At 43.4% G+C, this 16,293-nt stretch carries 14 protein-coding genes; 3 read left to right on the forward strand and 11 right to left on the reverse strand.

All coding sequences use genetic code 11. The features are described 5' to 3' along the window. Nucleotides 1-35 precede the first annotated feature (35 nt). From pyk to ACR65H_RS15230, 7 genes are all read right to left on the reverse strand, one after another. Nucleotides 36-1,796, reverse strand: a complete 1,761-nt coding sequence (gene pyk / locus ACR65H_RS15200) for a pyruvate kinase (protein WP_440501366.1) — start codon at nucleotides 1,794-1,796, stop codon at nucleotides 36-38. A gap of 47 nt (nucleotides 1,797-1,843) precedes the next feature. After that, the gene (gene pfkA, locus ACR65H_RS15205; RefSeq protein WP_440501367.1) at nucleotides 1,844-2,806 is read right to left on the reverse strand and encodes a 6-phosphofructokinase; all 963 of its coding nucleotides are present in this window, start codon (nucleotides 2,804-2,806) and stop codon (nucleotides 1,844-1,846) included. 100 nt (nucleotides 2,807-2,906) lie between these two features. Then, complete coding sequence (locus ACR65H_RS15210) at nucleotides 2,907-3,860, reverse strand: acetyl-CoA carboxylase carboxyltransferase subunit alpha (protein WP_440501369.1); 954 nt, start codon at nucleotides 3,858-3,860, stop codon at nucleotides 2,907-2,909. 1 nt (nucleotide 3,861) lies between these two features. Next, nucleotides 3,862-4,716 carry an acetyl-CoA carboxylase, carboxyltransferase subunit beta gene (accD, locus tag ACR65H_RS15215; RefSeq protein ID WP_440501370.1) on the reverse strand — a complete coding sequence of 285 codons (855 nt, stop codon included), beginning with the start codon at nucleotides 4,714-4,716 and terminating at the stop codon, nucleotides 3,862-3,864. Continuing rightward, entirely contained in the window at nucleotides 4,713-5,363 is a 651-nt protein-coding gene (locus ACR65H_RS15220; protein WP_440501372.1) for a FadR/GntR family transcriptional regulator, read from the reverse strand. The genes accD and ACR65H_RS15220 overlap by 4 nt, the downstream gene beginning before the upstream one ends. A 334-nt stretch (nucleotides 5,364-5,697) precedes the next feature. Continuing rightward, entirely contained in the window at nucleotides 5,698-8,763 is a 3,066-nt protein-coding gene (locus ACR65H_RS15225; RefSeq protein WP_440501374.1) for a DNA polymerase III subunit alpha, read from the reverse strand. 19 nt (nucleotides 8,764-8,782) lie between these two features. Further along, nucleotides 8,783-9,724 (reverse strand): DHH family phosphoesterase, encoded by a 942-nt coding sequence (locus tag ACR65H_RS15230; protein ID WP_440501375.1) that lies wholly within the window; start codon nucleotides 9,722-9,724, stop codon nucleotides 8,783-8,785. Between the two features lie 91 nt (nucleotides 9,725-9,815). Here ACR65H_RS15230 and ACR65H_RS15235 point away from each other — a divergent pair, with 91 nt between their 5' ends. Continuing rightward, nucleotides 9,816-10,136: a YtpI family protein gene (locus ACR65H_RS15235; RefSeq protein WP_440501377.1), complete on the forward strand. Its 321-nt coding sequence runs from the start codon at nucleotides 9,816-9,818 to the stop codon at nucleotides 10,134-10,136. A 34-nt stretch (nucleotides 10,137-10,170) separates the two neighbouring features. Here ACR65H_RS15235 and ACR65H_RS15240 read toward each other — a convergent pair whose 3' ends face one another. Together ACR65H_RS15240 and ACR65H_RS15245 are read right to left on the reverse strand one after the other, a co-directional pair. Further along, on the reverse strand, nucleotides 10,171-11,478 hold the full coding sequence (locus tag ACR65H_RS15240) for a DRTGG domain-containing protein (RefSeq protein WP_440501378.1): 1,308 nt from the start codon (nucleotides 11,476-11,478) through the stop codon (nucleotides 10,171-10,173). Nucleotides 11,479-11,622: 144 nt separating this feature from the next. Beyond that, on the reverse strand, nucleotides 11,623-12,303 hold the full coding sequence (locus ACR65H_RS15245; RefSeq protein WP_440501380.1) for a metal-dependent hydrolase: 681 nt from the start codon (nucleotides 12,301-12,303) through the stop codon (nucleotides 11,623-11,625). Between the two features lie 101 nt (nucleotides 12,304-12,404). Between ACR65H_RS15245 and ACR65H_RS15250 the strand changes: the two genes are divergently transcribed. Continuing rightward, nucleotides 12,405-13,502, forward strand: a complete 1,098-nt coding sequence (locus ACR65H_RS15250) for a M24 family metallopeptidase (protein WP_440501382.1) — start codon at nucleotides 12,405-12,407, stop codon at nucleotides 13,500-13,502. Between the two features lie 45 nt (nucleotides 13,503-13,547). On the opposite strand, the gene ald is transcribed toward ACR65H_RS15250, so the two are convergent. Beyond that, nucleotides 13,548-14,663 (reverse strand): alanine dehydrogenase, encoded by a 1,116-nt coding sequence (ald, locus tag ACR65H_RS15255; RefSeq protein ID WP_440501385.1) that lies wholly within the window; start codon nucleotides 14,661-14,663, stop codon nucleotides 13,548-13,550. A 348-nt stretch (nucleotides 14,664-15,011) separates the two neighbouring features. On the opposite strand from ald, the gene ACR65H_RS15260 reads away from it, so the two are divergent. Further along, complete coding sequence (locus tag ACR65H_RS15260; RefSeq protein WP_440501387.1) at nucleotides 15,012-15,461, forward strand: universal stress protein; 450 nt, start codon at nucleotides 15,012-15,014, stop codon at nucleotides 15,459-15,461. A gap of 91 nt (nucleotides 15,462-15,552) precedes the next feature. On the opposite strand, the gene ACR65H_RS15265 is transcribed toward ACR65H_RS15260, so the two are convergent. Next, complete coding sequence (locus tag ACR65H_RS15265) at nucleotides 15,553-16,122, reverse strand: GNAT family N-acetyltransferase (protein ID WP_440501389.1); 570 nt, start codon at nucleotides 16,120-16,122, stop codon at nucleotides 15,553-15,555. Nucleotides 16,123-16,293 lie beyond the last annotated feature (171 nt).

Raw genomic sequence — 16,293 nt, forward strand, 5'->3', positions numbered from 1 at the left:
TCGGAAGACAGCCTTTTTTCATAATTTGTTATTTGTTAAAGAACCCTTGCATGTCCATTATAAATCACTCCGGATTCTGCATCCATCGTTATGTCTTTTCCATCAATGATTAGTTCGGTCGCTTTTTCAACTCCGACAATGACAGGGATACCTAAACTGAGACCAACGACAGCCGCATGACTTGTCAAGCCGCCCTCTTCCGTTATTAATCCTGCACATTTTTCAATTGCGGGCATCATATCACGGTCCGAAGAATATGTGACTAGAATCTTCCCTTTCACATCGTGAGCCAATGCTTCTTGTGCATTATGAGCGACAACCGCTTGACCAAATGCTACCGACTTTCCAATTCCTTGCCCTTTCGCAAGCATATCGCCGATAACATGAATCTTCATCAAGTTCGTCGTTCCTGCTTCACCGACCGGCACACCTGCCGTAATAATGACAACGTCGCCATGGGTTACATATTGATGCTTAACGCTTTCCTCAACGGATTCCTGTAAAATCTCATCAATTGAATGTACCCTTTCCCCGATAATCGGGTAGATTCCCCAGACAAGCGTCAATTTTCTGGAGCACTCATCTGAAGCTGTAATTGCGACGATTGGGCATCCTGGGCGATATTTGGCAATCATTTTAGCAGTATGGCCGCTTTCCGTTGGGGCAAGCACAGCTTTCACTTTTAAATTAATTGCCGTATAGGCTACTGCTTGACCGATTGATTCTGTCATATTGCCATGCTTTTCTCGTCGGCGAGTAGATACGACAGCACGGTAATCGACAGCATCTTCAGCTGTTTTCGCAATACGATCCATCGTACGAACAGATTCAACCGGGTATAAGCCGGCCGCTGTTTCACCTGATAGCATGATGGCATCTGAACCGTCCAAAATGGCGTTCGCGACGTCACTTGCTTCTGCCCGTGTTGGACGTGGATTGCGTTGCATTGAATCGAGCATTTGTGTTGCTGTAATGACTGGTTTGCCAGCTTGATTGCATTTCTCGATCATTTTCTTTTGTACGAGCGGGACTTCTTCCGCTGGTATTTCCACGCCGAGATCGCCCCTTGCAACCATCAGTCCATCGGATACCGTCAATATATCATCCAAATTGTCGACACCTTCACCATTCTCGATCTTAGGAATAATATGAATTTGCGCTCCACCGTTTTTCTCTAATAATTCCCGTATTTCCATAACGTCAGAAGCTCTGCGCACAAAAGAAGCTGCAATGAAATCAACACCTTCGTGGATTCCAAATAAGATGTCTTCCCGGTCTTTCTCGGTAATTCCAGGGAGTTGTACCGAAACACCTGGCACATTCACTCCTTTTTTATTTTTCAATGTACCCGAGTTGACGACAATCGTATGGATCAGTCCTTTTTCAAGATCCTTTCCGACGACTTCGAGTTGGATCAATCCGTCATCCAATAAAATGACAGAACCTTTGTCCACATCTTCGATCAGCTTTTCATATGTAACAGAAAATACATCTTCAGTACCTTCCACCTCAGTCATCGAAATATCGATATGCTGACCGGTGATCAATTCAATTTGTCCGTTTCTCATAGAATGCGTCCGGATTTCAGGACCTTTCGTATCAAGAAGGATTCCGACGACCTTGCCTGTCTTCTTTGACGCTTCCCTGATGGATTTTATGCGGGCTTTGTGCTCTTCGTGTGTACCATGTGAAAAGTTAAGCCGTGCAACATTCATGCCTGCCTCTATCAACTGTTCTAATAGCTCCGGTGATTCGCTAGCTGGTCCGATTGTGCACACAATTTTTGTCTTTCTCATCACAAAAACGCCCTTTCGTATTGTACTCATCAAATGTTTTAGTTTACTTAAATTGACAACACTTTGGATAACTCATAAAGTTCCATATCCAACGTATGATCTGTTGGTGCAAATACCACTTCTAAATCATAGTCTACCACCTTATGGTTTTGCATACCAATTGCTACGCCGCCACGACCTTCGCCTAACACTTCGACCGCTCTTGCTCCATATTGACTCGCAATGACCCGATCTCTGGCAGAAGGAGAACCTCCACGTTGAATATGCCCCAAGACAGATACACGCGTCTCGATTCCTGCTTTCTCCTTCAACAGATCGGCCAACGATGAACCGGACATGACTCCTTCCGCTACGATAATGATACTATGTTTTTTACCACGGCCCGTACCGCTCTGTAACCGGTTTACGATTTCATCGATATCATAACCTTCTTCAGGTATGAGGATTGTTTCAGCACCGCCAGCTAGTCCAGACCAAAGGGCCAAATCTCCGGCGTCTCTGCCCATTACTTCAATTATGAACGTTCGTTCATGCGAAGTCGCTGTATCCCTAATCTTATCAATCGCGTCAATAACTGTATTTAGTGCAGAATCGAAACCAATCGTGAATTCTGTACCATTAATGTCATTGTCGATTGTCGCGGGAACACAAACACAAGGAATCCCCATTTTCACCAATTCGAACGCACCTTTAAATGATCCGTCTCCACCTATTACGACAAGTCCATCGATATGATGCGCCTTCAACTGGCGGATCGCTTCTTTACGCCCTTCCTCTGTCATGAATTCCGGGGAGCGTGCGGATCTAAGCATCGTTCCTCCTCGTTGAATAATGTCACCGACCGACCCGAGCTGCAACAATTCGATTTTCCCTTGGATGAGTCCTTGATAGCCATTGAAAACACCAGCAACTTCGAACCCCTCGTAAATCGCCTTCCGCACGACCGCACGGACAGCTGCATTCATGCCTGGCGCATCTCCCCCACTAGTCAAAACTCCGATCTTTTTCAAATGGACCACCCCTTCATATCGATTACTTTATGTATAACAAACAAAAGCGCAGGCGCATGCCTAGAAGCAACGAAAAGATGCGGGGTAAGCCCGCACCTTGTCATTCTGAAAACACACCGATATTACGGAACTTATTATACCGATCTTCTATAATTGCAGCCGCATCCATTTTACAAAGTGAGTCTAATGAAGTTCGTAACACTTTCCTCATTTCCACTGCCTGTGCTTTCGGATCACGATGCGCACCGCCAAGTACTTCTGGAATGATTTCATCGATAATTCCCATTTCCTTTAAATGAGGGGCTGTAATTTTCATTGCTTCCGCTGCCTGCTTTGAAAGGCTTGAATCTTTCCAAAGTATCGAAGCTGCCCCTTCAGGAGAAATGACAGAGTACGTCGAATTCTCCAACATATGAATGTGATTTGCGACGCCTAAAGCGAGCGCACCTCCACTGCCGCCTTCTCCGATGACAATAGAAACGACTGGCACTTTCAATCCAGCCATTTCGATAAGATTACGGGCAATTGCTTCACTTTGTCCACGCTCTTCCGCTGCTTTCCCTGGATATGCACCTTTCGTATCAATAAAACATATGATCGGACGGCCAAACTTTTCAGCCTGTTTCATTAAACGCAAAGCTTTCCGGTACCCTTCCGGATGCGGCATACCAAAGTTGCGTTTCACGTTTTCCTTCGTATCTTTACCTCTCTGATGCCCGATAACCGTTACAGGCATTGATTCGAAGGAACCTATTCCACCAATGATTGCTGCATCGTCTCCAAATGAGCGATCCCCGTGCAGTTCCATAAAGTCTTCAAAAAGTTCAGCGACATAATCCCTCGTTGTGGGGCGCTCAGGGTGTCTTGCAACTTGTACGCGATCCCACGGTTCCATATTACTATAAATTTCCGTCTCCAAATTACTTAATCTAGTTTTCAACTTGCCGATTTCGTCGGTTAGATCGACTTCATTTGTTGAAGTGAACTCTTCGAGCTCATTGATTTTTTCCCGAAGTTTCACAATCGGTTCTTCGAATGCCAACGTCTTGCTCATATTAGTTTACCTCCCTTACATGCAGCCCAATGAGTTTTGCAAGGGCTTCTGTCAATTCACGGCGATCGATAACCGCATCGACTTGTCCATGCTCTAACAAGAATTCGGCAGTTTGGAAATTGTCCGGCAGCTTTTCTCGTACAGTTTGTTCGATTACACGTCTACCCGCAAAGCCAATCAACGCTTTTGGTTCAGCAATATTAATATCGCCTACAGAAGCGAAACTTGCCGAAACACCGCCAGTTGTTGGATAGGTCATGACGGAAATAAAAAGCAATCCTTTGTCAGCATGTCGTTGTAATGCAACGCTCGTTTTCGCCATTTGCATTAGCGATAATACGCCTTCCTGCATACGTGCCCCGCCGCTTGCTGAAAAAATAATGACAGGAATGCCCTTTTCCGTAGCAGCTTCAACTGCACGGGTGATTTTTTCTCCGACGACCGAACCCATGGAACCCATTCGGAAATGAGAATCCATAATTGCAATTGCAACTTCATTTCCCCCGATTTTCCCGATTCCGGTAAGAACCGCTTCGTTCAATCCCGTCTTCTCTGAATCTGACGCTATTTTCTCTGTATATGATGGGAAATTAAGCGGGTTCTCGGATTTCAGATGGTCGTCCATTGATGTGAATGTATCTTCGTCAAATAGACATTCAACACGCTCCCACGCCGTCATTTTAAAGTGGTGATCACATTTAGGGCAAACTTTCGCTGTTTTCATTAAATCTTTCGTTAAGATGATTTGTTTACATTCCGGACATTTAGTCATAATTCCTTCCGGCACATCGTTTTTCGCATCGGCCGAAGGTATCGTTATTGCTTGCTTCTTCTTCGTAAAAAATTCACGGATCATTCTTTGTTTTCCCCCTCGATATATTCAATCCACCGGTCATAGGCTTGTAATGCTTCCATGACGCTTCCGTCCATTAAATGTTTGAGCATAGCCCTTACAATTTCATTTTCTTTTACTGCTGTCATATGTTCAAACGGAACCTTGCTATATTGTTTCAGTATAAACCAAATTTTCAATGATAATCGGTTATCTGTAGCGACAATCATTTCCCGCATGATATCTTCCCGAAAAACCTCGCCGTCCTCGTCAATCTTCATGAGAATTCCTTCCCAGACAGGAAGTTTACGTTTCTGCTCGTCCTCACAAATTGTTTGTATCGCGGCTTTTTCATGTATGATGCGTGTATCTGTCACATCCATTGCCGATTGAGGTTGCTGCATGACGAATGTTGAGAGAACTTCAACAAGCTGGTGCTTTTTAAAGTCGGCAAGGTATGTCCCTTCGCCTCGACGGGTTTCGATCAGTCCAAGCAGCTCGAGGCTTCTCAATGCTTCGCGGACTGTCGATCTTCCGACTTGCAGACGTTCCGCCAAAACACGTTCAGAAGGCAGTTTGTCACCTGCTTTTATGCCTTCCGCCTTTATCATTAATCTGAGTTCTCCAACGATATCGAGAAACATCTTTGATGATGGTTTTGTATTTTGCATACGGCCGCCCCTCTTGGAAATTCGTAATCCGAGTGGTCTGACCACTACTTGTTATAGCATACAGAAAAGTGATGGCATCGTAAAGAGATTTGTAGGAATTAATGATGAAAAGACAAAAAGAGACATGATTTTACATGTCTCAGGTAATTGGAATACATGGATTTCCGTTCCAGGCAGACGCGTTCCGCGGGCACGGCTTCAATCTCCTCGCCACTTCGTGTCTGCGGGGCTTTCAGCTCGTGCTGTTCCCGCTAGAGTCGCTGCCTTTCACTCCAATCCAGTTGTTATTCTTCTTCAACTTCTAAACCTAAAATTCTCTTTTTAATATCACTACTTAAACCCTTTTAACCTGTTGCACGATCAGTTGTGTTTGGCCGTTGCGTTTTTCCATTGTTCCTGTTACGTGCACCATTGCAAGCTCTTGTAATAGGGAGTTGCTTGTGGCGTATTGTTTTGGGAAGATTGTGCACGATAATTCACCGGTTTCATCTTGAAGTGTTAGGAAAGCCATCGCCTCGCCTTTTTTCGTTCGGATCCGTTTGATTTCCCTTATCATACCGGCAACCTGCAGTACCGATCGTTCTTTTGCATCGGGTACGACTACGAGATCTACGATTGGCTCCATCAATTTCTTTTTCATTTCTAGAGCCGGATGCTCTGATAAATAGAAGCCTAGCATTTCGCGTTCGTACTCAAGCATTGCAAATCGCGGCATCGACCCGCCTGGTGAATACTTTGGCTTGGCAACTGAATAAATAATATCCTGAAGCAAGTCGTCGCCATCGGGACTGACGAATAGGGCATGGTTTCGGGCGGCTTCAATTGAAGCAAGCAACACAGATCGATCTTTCCCAAATTCATCGAGTGCTCCCGCTTTAATAAGAGGGATGATTGTCTTTTCGGTAAAATGTGTACCGCCGATTGCAGCTGAAAAATCGAATAGCGTTTTCCAACCTTCTGAATTCCGTGCGTCTTTCACGATATTATAAAATGACGGGGTCACTCCTTTGATCGACCCTAATCCGATTCGAATGGACCCTTTTTCAACGACGTGTGCGTATTTGCTTTTTTGGATGGACGGTGGGAGAATTTCAATGCCTTTCCGTCTAATTTCATTAATATATTCCATCGTTTTTTCTTGATTGCCAGTGGCCATCGACAATAACGAAGCGTAGAAATAAGCCGGCGCATTCGCCTTGACGTATGCCAATTGGTAGGAAATCAATGAATAGGCCACCGCATGGCTTTTCGGAAATCCGTAATCGGCAAACTTAACAATCAAATCATATATTTCACTTGCGGAACGTTCTGGAAAATTGTGCTGAACTGCACTTTTGACAAAATGCTCTCTCTCCTGGCGAAGAACTTCACGCTTCTTCTTGCTGACTGCCCTTCTTAACAGATCCGCTTCCGCCATTGTAAAACCTGCAATTTGAACAGCGATTTGCATGATTTGCTCTTGGTATACGATAATTCCTGCAGTCTCCTTAAGAATCGGCTCCAACTGAGGGTGTAAATATTCAATTTTCTCCTTATTGTTTTTTCTTCGGCTATATAATGGGATATTTTCCATCGGACCAGGACGGTATAAAGCATTGATTGCATACAGATCACTGAATTCATCAGGTTTAATAAGCCTTAATGCATCTCTCATGCCATCTGACTCAAATTGGAAAATCCCTGTCATGTCACCTTTCTTGAAAAGTTCAAAAGTTTTCGAGTCGTTTAAAGGAATGTCTTCGAAATGAAATGTCTTTCCCGTATCATATTGAATCATCGAGCGTATTCGATCCATTAATGTCAAATTGCGCAACCCGAGGAAATCCATTTTCAACAAGCCGATTTCCTCCACATCCCCCATCGCCCATTGCGTCAAGAAAATATCGTCTCCGCTATTTTGAAGAGGAACTGTTTCGACTAACGGTATCGGTGACAAAATGACGCCTGCAGCATGTGTAGAGGCATTCCTCGGCAGCCCTTCCAACGTTTTCGCTGCCTGTAGCCATTTAGCACGGACAGGGTCCATTGCAACCCAGTCTTGAAGCGCTTTAGATTTGTTAACAGATTCTTCAAGCCTTTTGCTATGTCCTTCTTGAATTTGTTTAGATAAGAAAGACATTTCTTCATTGGAAAAGTCAAATACACGTGCAACGTTTCGTGCTACAGATTTGGGCGACAGTGTACCGAACGTGATGATCTGAGCAACATGAGCTTTTCCGTATTTTTTTGCTACATATTCAATAACTTCAGAGCGGCGGTTATCGGCAAAATCTATGTCGATATCCGGCATCGTAATTCTGCCGGGATTGAGGAACCGCTCAAAGATGAGTCCGTATCTGATTGGATCTACATCTGTTATGCCAAGGGAGAAGGCGACGAGCGATCCAGCTGAAGAACCCCTTCCTGGGCCAGTCAGTATCCCATTCTTTTTTGAGAAACGCATGAAATCCTCAACGATAAGAAAGTAATCGGAAAATCCCATGTTTTCAATGACTTGAAGCTCTTTTTTGAGTCGATCATAATAAACTGGACTCACTTTCTCTAGCCGATGGAGCAACCCTTCCTCGCAATTCTTTTTCAGCAAGGAAGCTGCGGTATGTCCTTCCGGAACGGGAAAGGCAGGCATTAATGTGCGACTTGGAGGCAATTTCGCATCACAAGATAACATGATTTCAGCCATATTTTCGATCCATTCCGGACGATCGGAAAACCATTGTAGAATTTCTTTCTCTTCTGGCACATGGGCATCATAAACATCCATTTTTGGACGAGCTGGATCATTGAGCTTATAGCCGGACCGGATTGCTGTGGCCACTTCAAAAGCGAAAGCATCTTCTTCGGTAATATATCTTGATTCGTGGTAAGCGGTAATGATTGTCCCCGTATCTTCGGCTATCTTTATAATTTCATTCTCGGCAATATGCTTTACGCTGCCTGGCCGTGAAATGCCGATATAGACCGTCCTGCAAGCTTTTCGGATTATCTCGATCGTGTCGTTTCCTCGGCTCTCATCCCATGAACGATCGGTCAATGGGCATATGATAATACAACCCTCGCTATACGCTTGCAACCATTTCAAAGGCAGCGTTTCCTGTTCCCTCGTCGCCATCGCACTGCTTATTTTAAGAAGATTGCTATAGCCTTTATCATCTTTAGCATACGCATATAGCAAAATGTCTTGGCCATCTTCCAGCTCCAACCGAATGGACAATCCAATGACAGGATGGATGCCGTACTTTTCCATTACCTTGCAAAATGAACGAACACCATACATTTTCGAATTGACGATTCCAACAGATCTAGCCCCTCTCCTTTGCAGAAGCGGGGCCAGATGGTCTAATTTTATAATGCCGCGCAGCAGATCAGCGCCGGTCACAATTTGTGGATAGACAAGTACCAATGAAAATCCCTCCGAACCGTTACTTCTCCGCACATAATTTTTTCAATTTACCAATGACCTCATCCGCTTTTTCCCAAGAATAAATTGAAGCCCCGGAAGCGAGCGGATGTCCTCCTCCGTCATATTCGGCAGCGAGTTGATTGATAATAGGTCCCTTTGAACGTAGTCTGACACGGATTTGATCGTCTTCCTCGACAAAAATTACCCATGCACAAATCCCTTTCACATCACCGAGGGAACCGACAAGTTGGGACGTCTCACTAGCAGTGACGTCAAACTTTTCCAGAATCGATTTGTCGATTTTTATGAAGGCTGCCCCATTTTCGTCAATGGTGAATTGTTGATATATATATCCTTTTAAATGGAGCAATCTGCGGTCTTCTTCATACATTTCTGCATATAACTTCGTACGATCAAAGTCGTATTTGATCAAACTACTTGCGATTTCAAACGTCCTTACAGTTGCACTCGGGAAAAGGAATCTGCCTGTATCTCCCACAATGCCAGCAAAAAGTAAACGGGCGCACGCATCAGACATTTTCCATCCGAAATGCTTTTCACCTTCTTCAAATAAAAGATAAATCATTTCTGACGTGGAGCTAGATTCGGTATCTACCCATCTCATATCTCCATACGGATCTACATTCGGATGGTGATCAATTTTTATAAGAAAGTCGCCCTTCTCATAATATTCAGCGTCAATCCGCTCCGTATTGCCGGTATCGGTCACAATGACAAGCGCATTTTTGTATTCTTCAGGCCCTATTTCATCCTGCACCGCCAAATACGTAAGCAAGTTATCATGCATGCCTGCAGCGTACACTTTCTTTTCAGGATAATTTGTTTTTATTAACTCCTTCAAGCCGACTTGCGATCCGTATGCATCAGGATCTGGGCGGACATGACGATGAATGATGATTGTTTCGTATTGTTCAATTGTGTCGATGATTTGTCGTTTCAATTTGGGATTCCTCCGGTTTTCAATGAATTCTGTTCGCATTCCTAGAAAAAAGCCGCTACAATGAAAGAAGTTATTTGATGGAGGCTCTTTTATGAAAACGCTCAATTTTATACTAGTTTTTCTTATTGTTGCATCAGGCGTCTACTATTTTTATTTTAAAACCCGCCAATTCAGAACTAGTCGAATGTTCCCAATCCGTAAAAAGTATTTCGCAAGCAGGGCTGGAGCATTTCTTGGCGGTCTTCTATTCTTTTTCGGAATCAACCAGCTTTTTCTTTTTGAAGGTGTTGCAACGTATGTCGTTTCCGGTCTTTTTATCGTCTTCGGCGCCTATATCATTTTCTTTAATAGTAGAGCTGCAAAGCATTATAAACAATTTATCGACGAAGAGACAAAGCTGAATGAAAACTGATGCGACTTCCGCATCAGTTTTTTTATTTTAACTATCATCTTTCGAAAAGCTGATACATGACCATTGCTTTAGCAATCAGCTCCGAATCCGAAAAAAGATCGAAGTCCACTTTAACGAACCTCCGACTCATATGCAGAATCCTCGGCTCTACCGTGACAGTATTTCCGAGCTGTACATGCTTAATGAAGTAAATTGTCATATTTTCCGGGACGCTTTCTCCACGTTTGTGCATTTTAATTGCACGATTTCCAACGTCCGTCAACAATGTCGTCAACGCACCGTATGAAAGTGATCCTAGTTGGTTTGTCATTTGGGGAACGACAGTAAATTCTACATTTTGCGGCTGATCAGACATGGCTTTCATTTGGTTCTTAACGATATCATCGATTTTTTCCCCTTGCTGCGGCTGCCTTTGTGTCATTTGAAATGCCTTTAGTACATCTTGGCGGCTAATGATTCCTTCGAGAATTCCACCATCAGTCACAACAGGCATTAAATCAATGCCCTCCCAAATCATGCTATGCCCTGCGGAGGCTACGCTCGTTTTGCCATTCACGGTAATCGGATGCTGTGTCATCACTTTCTCAATGAGATCCATCCCTTGCTTTCCAACTGCATCGCGGGAAGTAACGATTCCGATCAATTTCCCGTTCCGATCGATGACGGGATATCCAGAATGCGCTGTTTTCCGGTTCACTTCATTGAAATGTGCCACAGTGTCCTTCGGCGAAAAAGTGATCGTTTCAGAAAGCGGAGTCAAAATATCTTCCACAAGAAGAATTTCCTTTTCAATCAATTGATCGTAAATCGCCCGGTTTAGCATCGTCGCAACCGTGAATGTGTCGTAACTGGATGATATGATGGGCAAATTCAATTCATTTGCAAGCTTTTTTGCCTCATCGGCAACATCGAATCCTCCCGTAACAAGAACAGCTGCGCCTGCGCTTAAAGCAAGCTCGTGAGCCTTATGCCTGTTTCCGACAATTAATAAACTGCCTGCGTCTATGTACCGTCTCATATCATCAAGCTGCATCGCCCCGATGACGAATTTCGTCAATGTTTTATGAAGACCATCACGTCCTCCAAGTACAACTCCATCAACGATATTGACGACTTCGGCGAATGTCAGCCTTTCGATATTCTCTTTCTTCTTCTTTTCAATACGGATTGTGCCAACACGTTCGATTGTATTGACTAGCTTTTGGTTTTCAGCTTCCTTTATCGCCCGATATGCCGTTCCCTCACTGACAGATAGTGCTTTGGCAACTTGGCGGACGGAAATTTTTTCGCCGACGGCCAACCCTTCAATATAGCGTAATATCAGCTCATGTTTTGTCGACATCTTTTCACCTTTTTCTCTTTTTACCTGCTCCTATTTTATCATACATCGGAAAGAATAGTGATTGCAGGAAGACCGAGACAGTTAATTCATTCAGCGGTAGGAAAAACCGACCCGGCGTTCTAGCTATCCGGATCGGTTTCTGTTTTAAAATTCGATTGACTCCCCAGCCTTCATTATCTTTACTTCATGAGCCGTGACGAGTTCTTTAAATGTTTGCGGATTTTGCCTGATCGGCGGAAACGTATCGTAATGGATTGGCACGACAAGCTTCGGATTCAGCAATTCAACTGCCTCTGCAGCATCTTCCGGACCCATCGTGAAATTATCGCCGATCGGCAAAAACGTGACATCGATGGAATGACGCCTTCCGATTAATGCCATATCTCCGAAAAGTGACGTATCTCCTGCATGATAGATCGTCTTTTCTTCTGCGGTGAATAAAATTCCGGCAGGCATCCCAGTATAAATGATTTCATTTTGATCAGTCGTATAGGAAGAGCTGTGGAAAGCCTTCGTATATTTCACTGTTCCGAAGTCAAATGTGTATGAACCTCCAATGTTCATTCCATGGGTATTCAAGCCTTGCCAACCTAAATAGACAGCAAGTTCGTTCGGTGCAACGATGAGCGGGTTACATCGTTTCGCTATTTCCATCGTATCTCCTACATGGTCATTATGACCGTGTGTCAGCAATATCACATCAGGTGTCTGAGCGGAAGCATTCAAATCCGTCAATTCATTTCCAGTGATAAACGGATCAATTAAAATCGTTTTTCCTTCAGTTTCAATTTTCACGACAGAATGCCCGTGATAAGAAATCTTCATTTGCATATCCCTCCAAATCTGTTCATACATACTGTTTCGATATCTAGCCGGTAAACCCTCTTTTTTGATATGATAAGTGTGTTGAAATAGGAGGGATAAGTTTGGATAAAATTAACGAAATTAAAGAGTACTTGCAGAAAAATGATGTAGATGCGGCATTCGTTACAACTCCGGACAACGTTTTTTATGTTTCGGGATTCCGCAGTGAACCGCACGAAAGACTATTAGGTGTCATGATTTTTAAAGAAGCGGAACCATTTGTCATTTGTCCGCTCATGGAAGTTCCTGATTTAAAGGCATCTGGGTGGACATCTGAAGCTGTCGGACATCAGGATACAGAAGACGCGTGGGAAGTTCTTGCTTCTGCAGCGCAAAAAAGAGAAGTTTCTCTAAAAAACATCGCCATCGAAAAATCGCATTTAACGGTGGAACGGTTAGAGCGGATGGAACAACTTTTCGAAAGCGCTTCTTTCCAACGCCTTGATGAACAATTGAATAAAATGCGGAACATTAAAAGCGAGGAAGAGCTAGTGAAACTTCGAAAGGCAGCGGAGTTGGCGGATTATGCAATCGAAGTCGGCTGCAAGGAAATTGCGGAAGGCAAAACCGAGCTCGAAATCCTAATGGCAATCGAATTTGAAATGAAGAAAAAAGGCGCGGAAAAAATGTCTTTCGATACGATGGTGTTGTCCGGGCCCAAAACTGCTTCCCCACACGGAACGCCGGGTGACCGCAAAATCCAAAAAGGTGATTTCATCCTGTTCGATCTTGGTGTCGTTTACGAAGGATATTGCTCAGATATTACAAGAACTGTCGCATTCGGCGAACCATCCGAAAAACAGCGTGAGATTTATGAAACCGTCAAAAAAGCGGAACAGGCAGCAATCGATTTAATCCGACCAGGAGTCAAAGCACGCGATTTGGATAAAGCCGCTCGCGATGTCATCACTGATGCAGGTTACGGTGAATATTTCACACATCGTCTTGGACATGGGCTCGGCATTTCCGTCCATGAGTTCCCATCTGTTACAGGAACGAATGAAATGGAACTTGAAGAAGGAATGGTCTTCACTGTTGAACCAGGTATTTACCATCCAGAAATAACTGGAGTCCGTATTGAAGATGATGTTGTTGTCACGTCTAATGGTGTTGAAGTGCTTACGAAATTCCCGAAAGAGCTGCAGATCATCGAAGCATAAAATTAGAAAAACGCTGTCCGAATTTTGTTTCGGACAGCGTTTTTATTATTTGCTTAATAGTGTTTCAGCCGGTACATACTCCAAGCCTTGCGCTTCTGCAACAGCTTTATACGTAACATGGCCTTCCAAAGTGTTAACTCCTTTTTGCAATGCAGCGTTATCCAAGCAAGCTTGCTTGTAACCTTTATTCGCAATTTGTAATGCATATGGAACTGTAACGTTCGTCAATGCCATTGTCGAAGTGCGTGGAACAGCTCCTGGCATATTCGCAACTGCATAGTGTACAACACCATGTTTTTCATAAGTAGGGTTATCGTGAGTTGTCACGCGGTCAGATGTTTCGAAAATTCCGCCTTGGTCGATTGCGATATCGACAAGTACTGAACCAGGCTTCATCGATTTTACCATCTCTTCAGAAACCAATTTCGGCGCTTTAGCACCTGGGATCAATACACAACCGATTACAAGATCGGATTCTTTGACAGATTCAGCGATATTGAATGGGTTAGATACAAGCGTTTGAATGCTATCGCCAAACATTTCATCCAATTGGCGAAGACGGTCTACAGACAGATCAAGCACAGTCACTTTCGCACCCATGCCGACTGCGATTTTCGCCGCGTTCGTTCCTGCTTGTCCTCCGCCGATCACTGTTACTGTTCCGCGTGAAACGCCTGGGACTCCAGAAAGAAGGATTCCTTTTCCTCCGTTGATCTTTTCAAGATATTGCGCACCGATTTGAGTCGCCATACGTCCTGCTACTTCACTCATCGGAGCTAGCAACGGCAAAGAATTGTTCACTTGCACAGTTTCATAGGCAATCCCAACAACTTTGTTATCTAGCATAGCTTTAGTCAATTCCAGTTCAGGAGCTAAATGTAGATAAGTGAAGAGGATAAGACCTTCACGGAAATAACCGAACTCGGAAGCAAGTGGTTCTTTTACTTTCATGACCATTTCAGCTTCCCATGCCTCTTTCGCAGTCGCTACAATTGTCGCACCTGCTTCGATATAGTCTTCGTCCGTAAAGCTGGAACCAAGACCTGCACCAGTTTCAATTAACACTTCATGGCCTGCAGACTTTAAGTTGAACGCACCCGCAGGTGTCATCGCCACCCGATTTTCGTTATTCTTGATTTCTTTTGGAATCCCAATACGCATTTCTGATCCTCCTAAATATATGAAAATTAGTTGGCCACAAATCGACATTTCGACAATAGCCAATGTACTGTCAATTCTATCAGATGTTATACAAATTTGCTCTCTATATTGATGATAAACAAATTTTCAGATTCATTATGTATTAACTCATTCCTTTTAATTAAAAATAGACAGACCTTTTTTCCATGTTTTTTATAAGATGGAGAGGGAATATATATAAATGAGACTGTCACATTTCAGTCAAATTCTTTATGCCCAATATTGATTTTATTAGAAATGGAAAGGGTTTTCCGGAATTTCATCGAAGTTAGTAATTGTAAATATAATCTACAGGATGGAGTGAATGGAATGGTATTAAAATACGATCAAATTATCGTAGCTGTGGATGGATCGAAGGAATCCAGATGGGCGTTCAAAAAAGCAGTGGGCATCGCGGAGCGGAATGATGCAACTTTGAACTTGGTGAACATCATCGATACTCGATCTTACGCGGCAGTCGAAGCTTACGATCGATCCATCGCAGAACGGGCTCAGAAATTCGCTGAGGAATTGTTGAATGAATATAAGCAAGAGGCCGAAGCAGCTGGTTTACAGAACGTAAATATTGTCGTTGAATACGGTTCGCCGAAAACGATGATTTCACGCGACCTATCCAAGAAGCTCGGAGCAGATCTCATCATTTGCGGAGCGACCGGCTTGAACAAAGTGGAACGCTTCCTAATTGGCAGCGTGTCCGAAAACATTGTCCGCTCATCCGCTTGTGACGTACTTGTCGTCCGCACTCCCGAAGAAGATTAATATGCAATAGAAGAACCTGCCCGACAGTAGATGGACAAGTTCTTTCAGACTGTAGACAAACTCTGGAAAGTTTGTCTACAGTTTTTTTCTCTTACAATGGAGTAGTTATATTCGTCCTATTATATTTTGAGTTATTCAGATAATCCCTTTTAAGGAACCCCATGAAAACAACATCATGCCATGCGCCATTCCGATACAGTTGCTCCTTCAATCTTCCTTCTTCATCAAATCCGAGTTTTTGATATAAATTTATCGCACGTTCATTGAAGGAAAACACCCTCAAAACCACCTTATGCAAATTTAACTCTTTGAAGGCGAATTCTATTAGTAGCTGGAAAGATTCTCGTCCAAACCCCTTGCTCCAGTAATTCTTATCTCCGATGTCAATGATGCACTCAGCGTTACGGTTTGCAAAATCGATGTTAATAAGTGATGTGATGCCAATGGGTTTACCAGATTTTATTTCCTCGATGATATAACTCTTTGAAGTTGTAGATTCGGCTATACTGTTAATGAAGCTTTCCGTGTCGGCCAATGTAAAAACATCTAGAGACTGGCTCGTATAATGCATCACCTCTAAATCATTTCTCCACTCATGGTACGTAGCGGCATCTTCCCTGGACAGTTTCCTTAATCGAACTCTTTCCCCTATAAAAAGCATCGGAAAAACTCCTTTTCATTTTTATTGATCGAATGAAATTCCCTATTTCTCAATCTATTTATGTTCCAACAAGCTATATAAAAGAGAATCGTGCCAGCCATCTTTAATCATTAGATCCTCACGCATCCTGCCTACTTTAGAAAAGAATCTTTTTTTACGTCATAATCTCTC

This window comes from Sporosarcina sp. SAFN-015 (assembly GCF_059415085.1).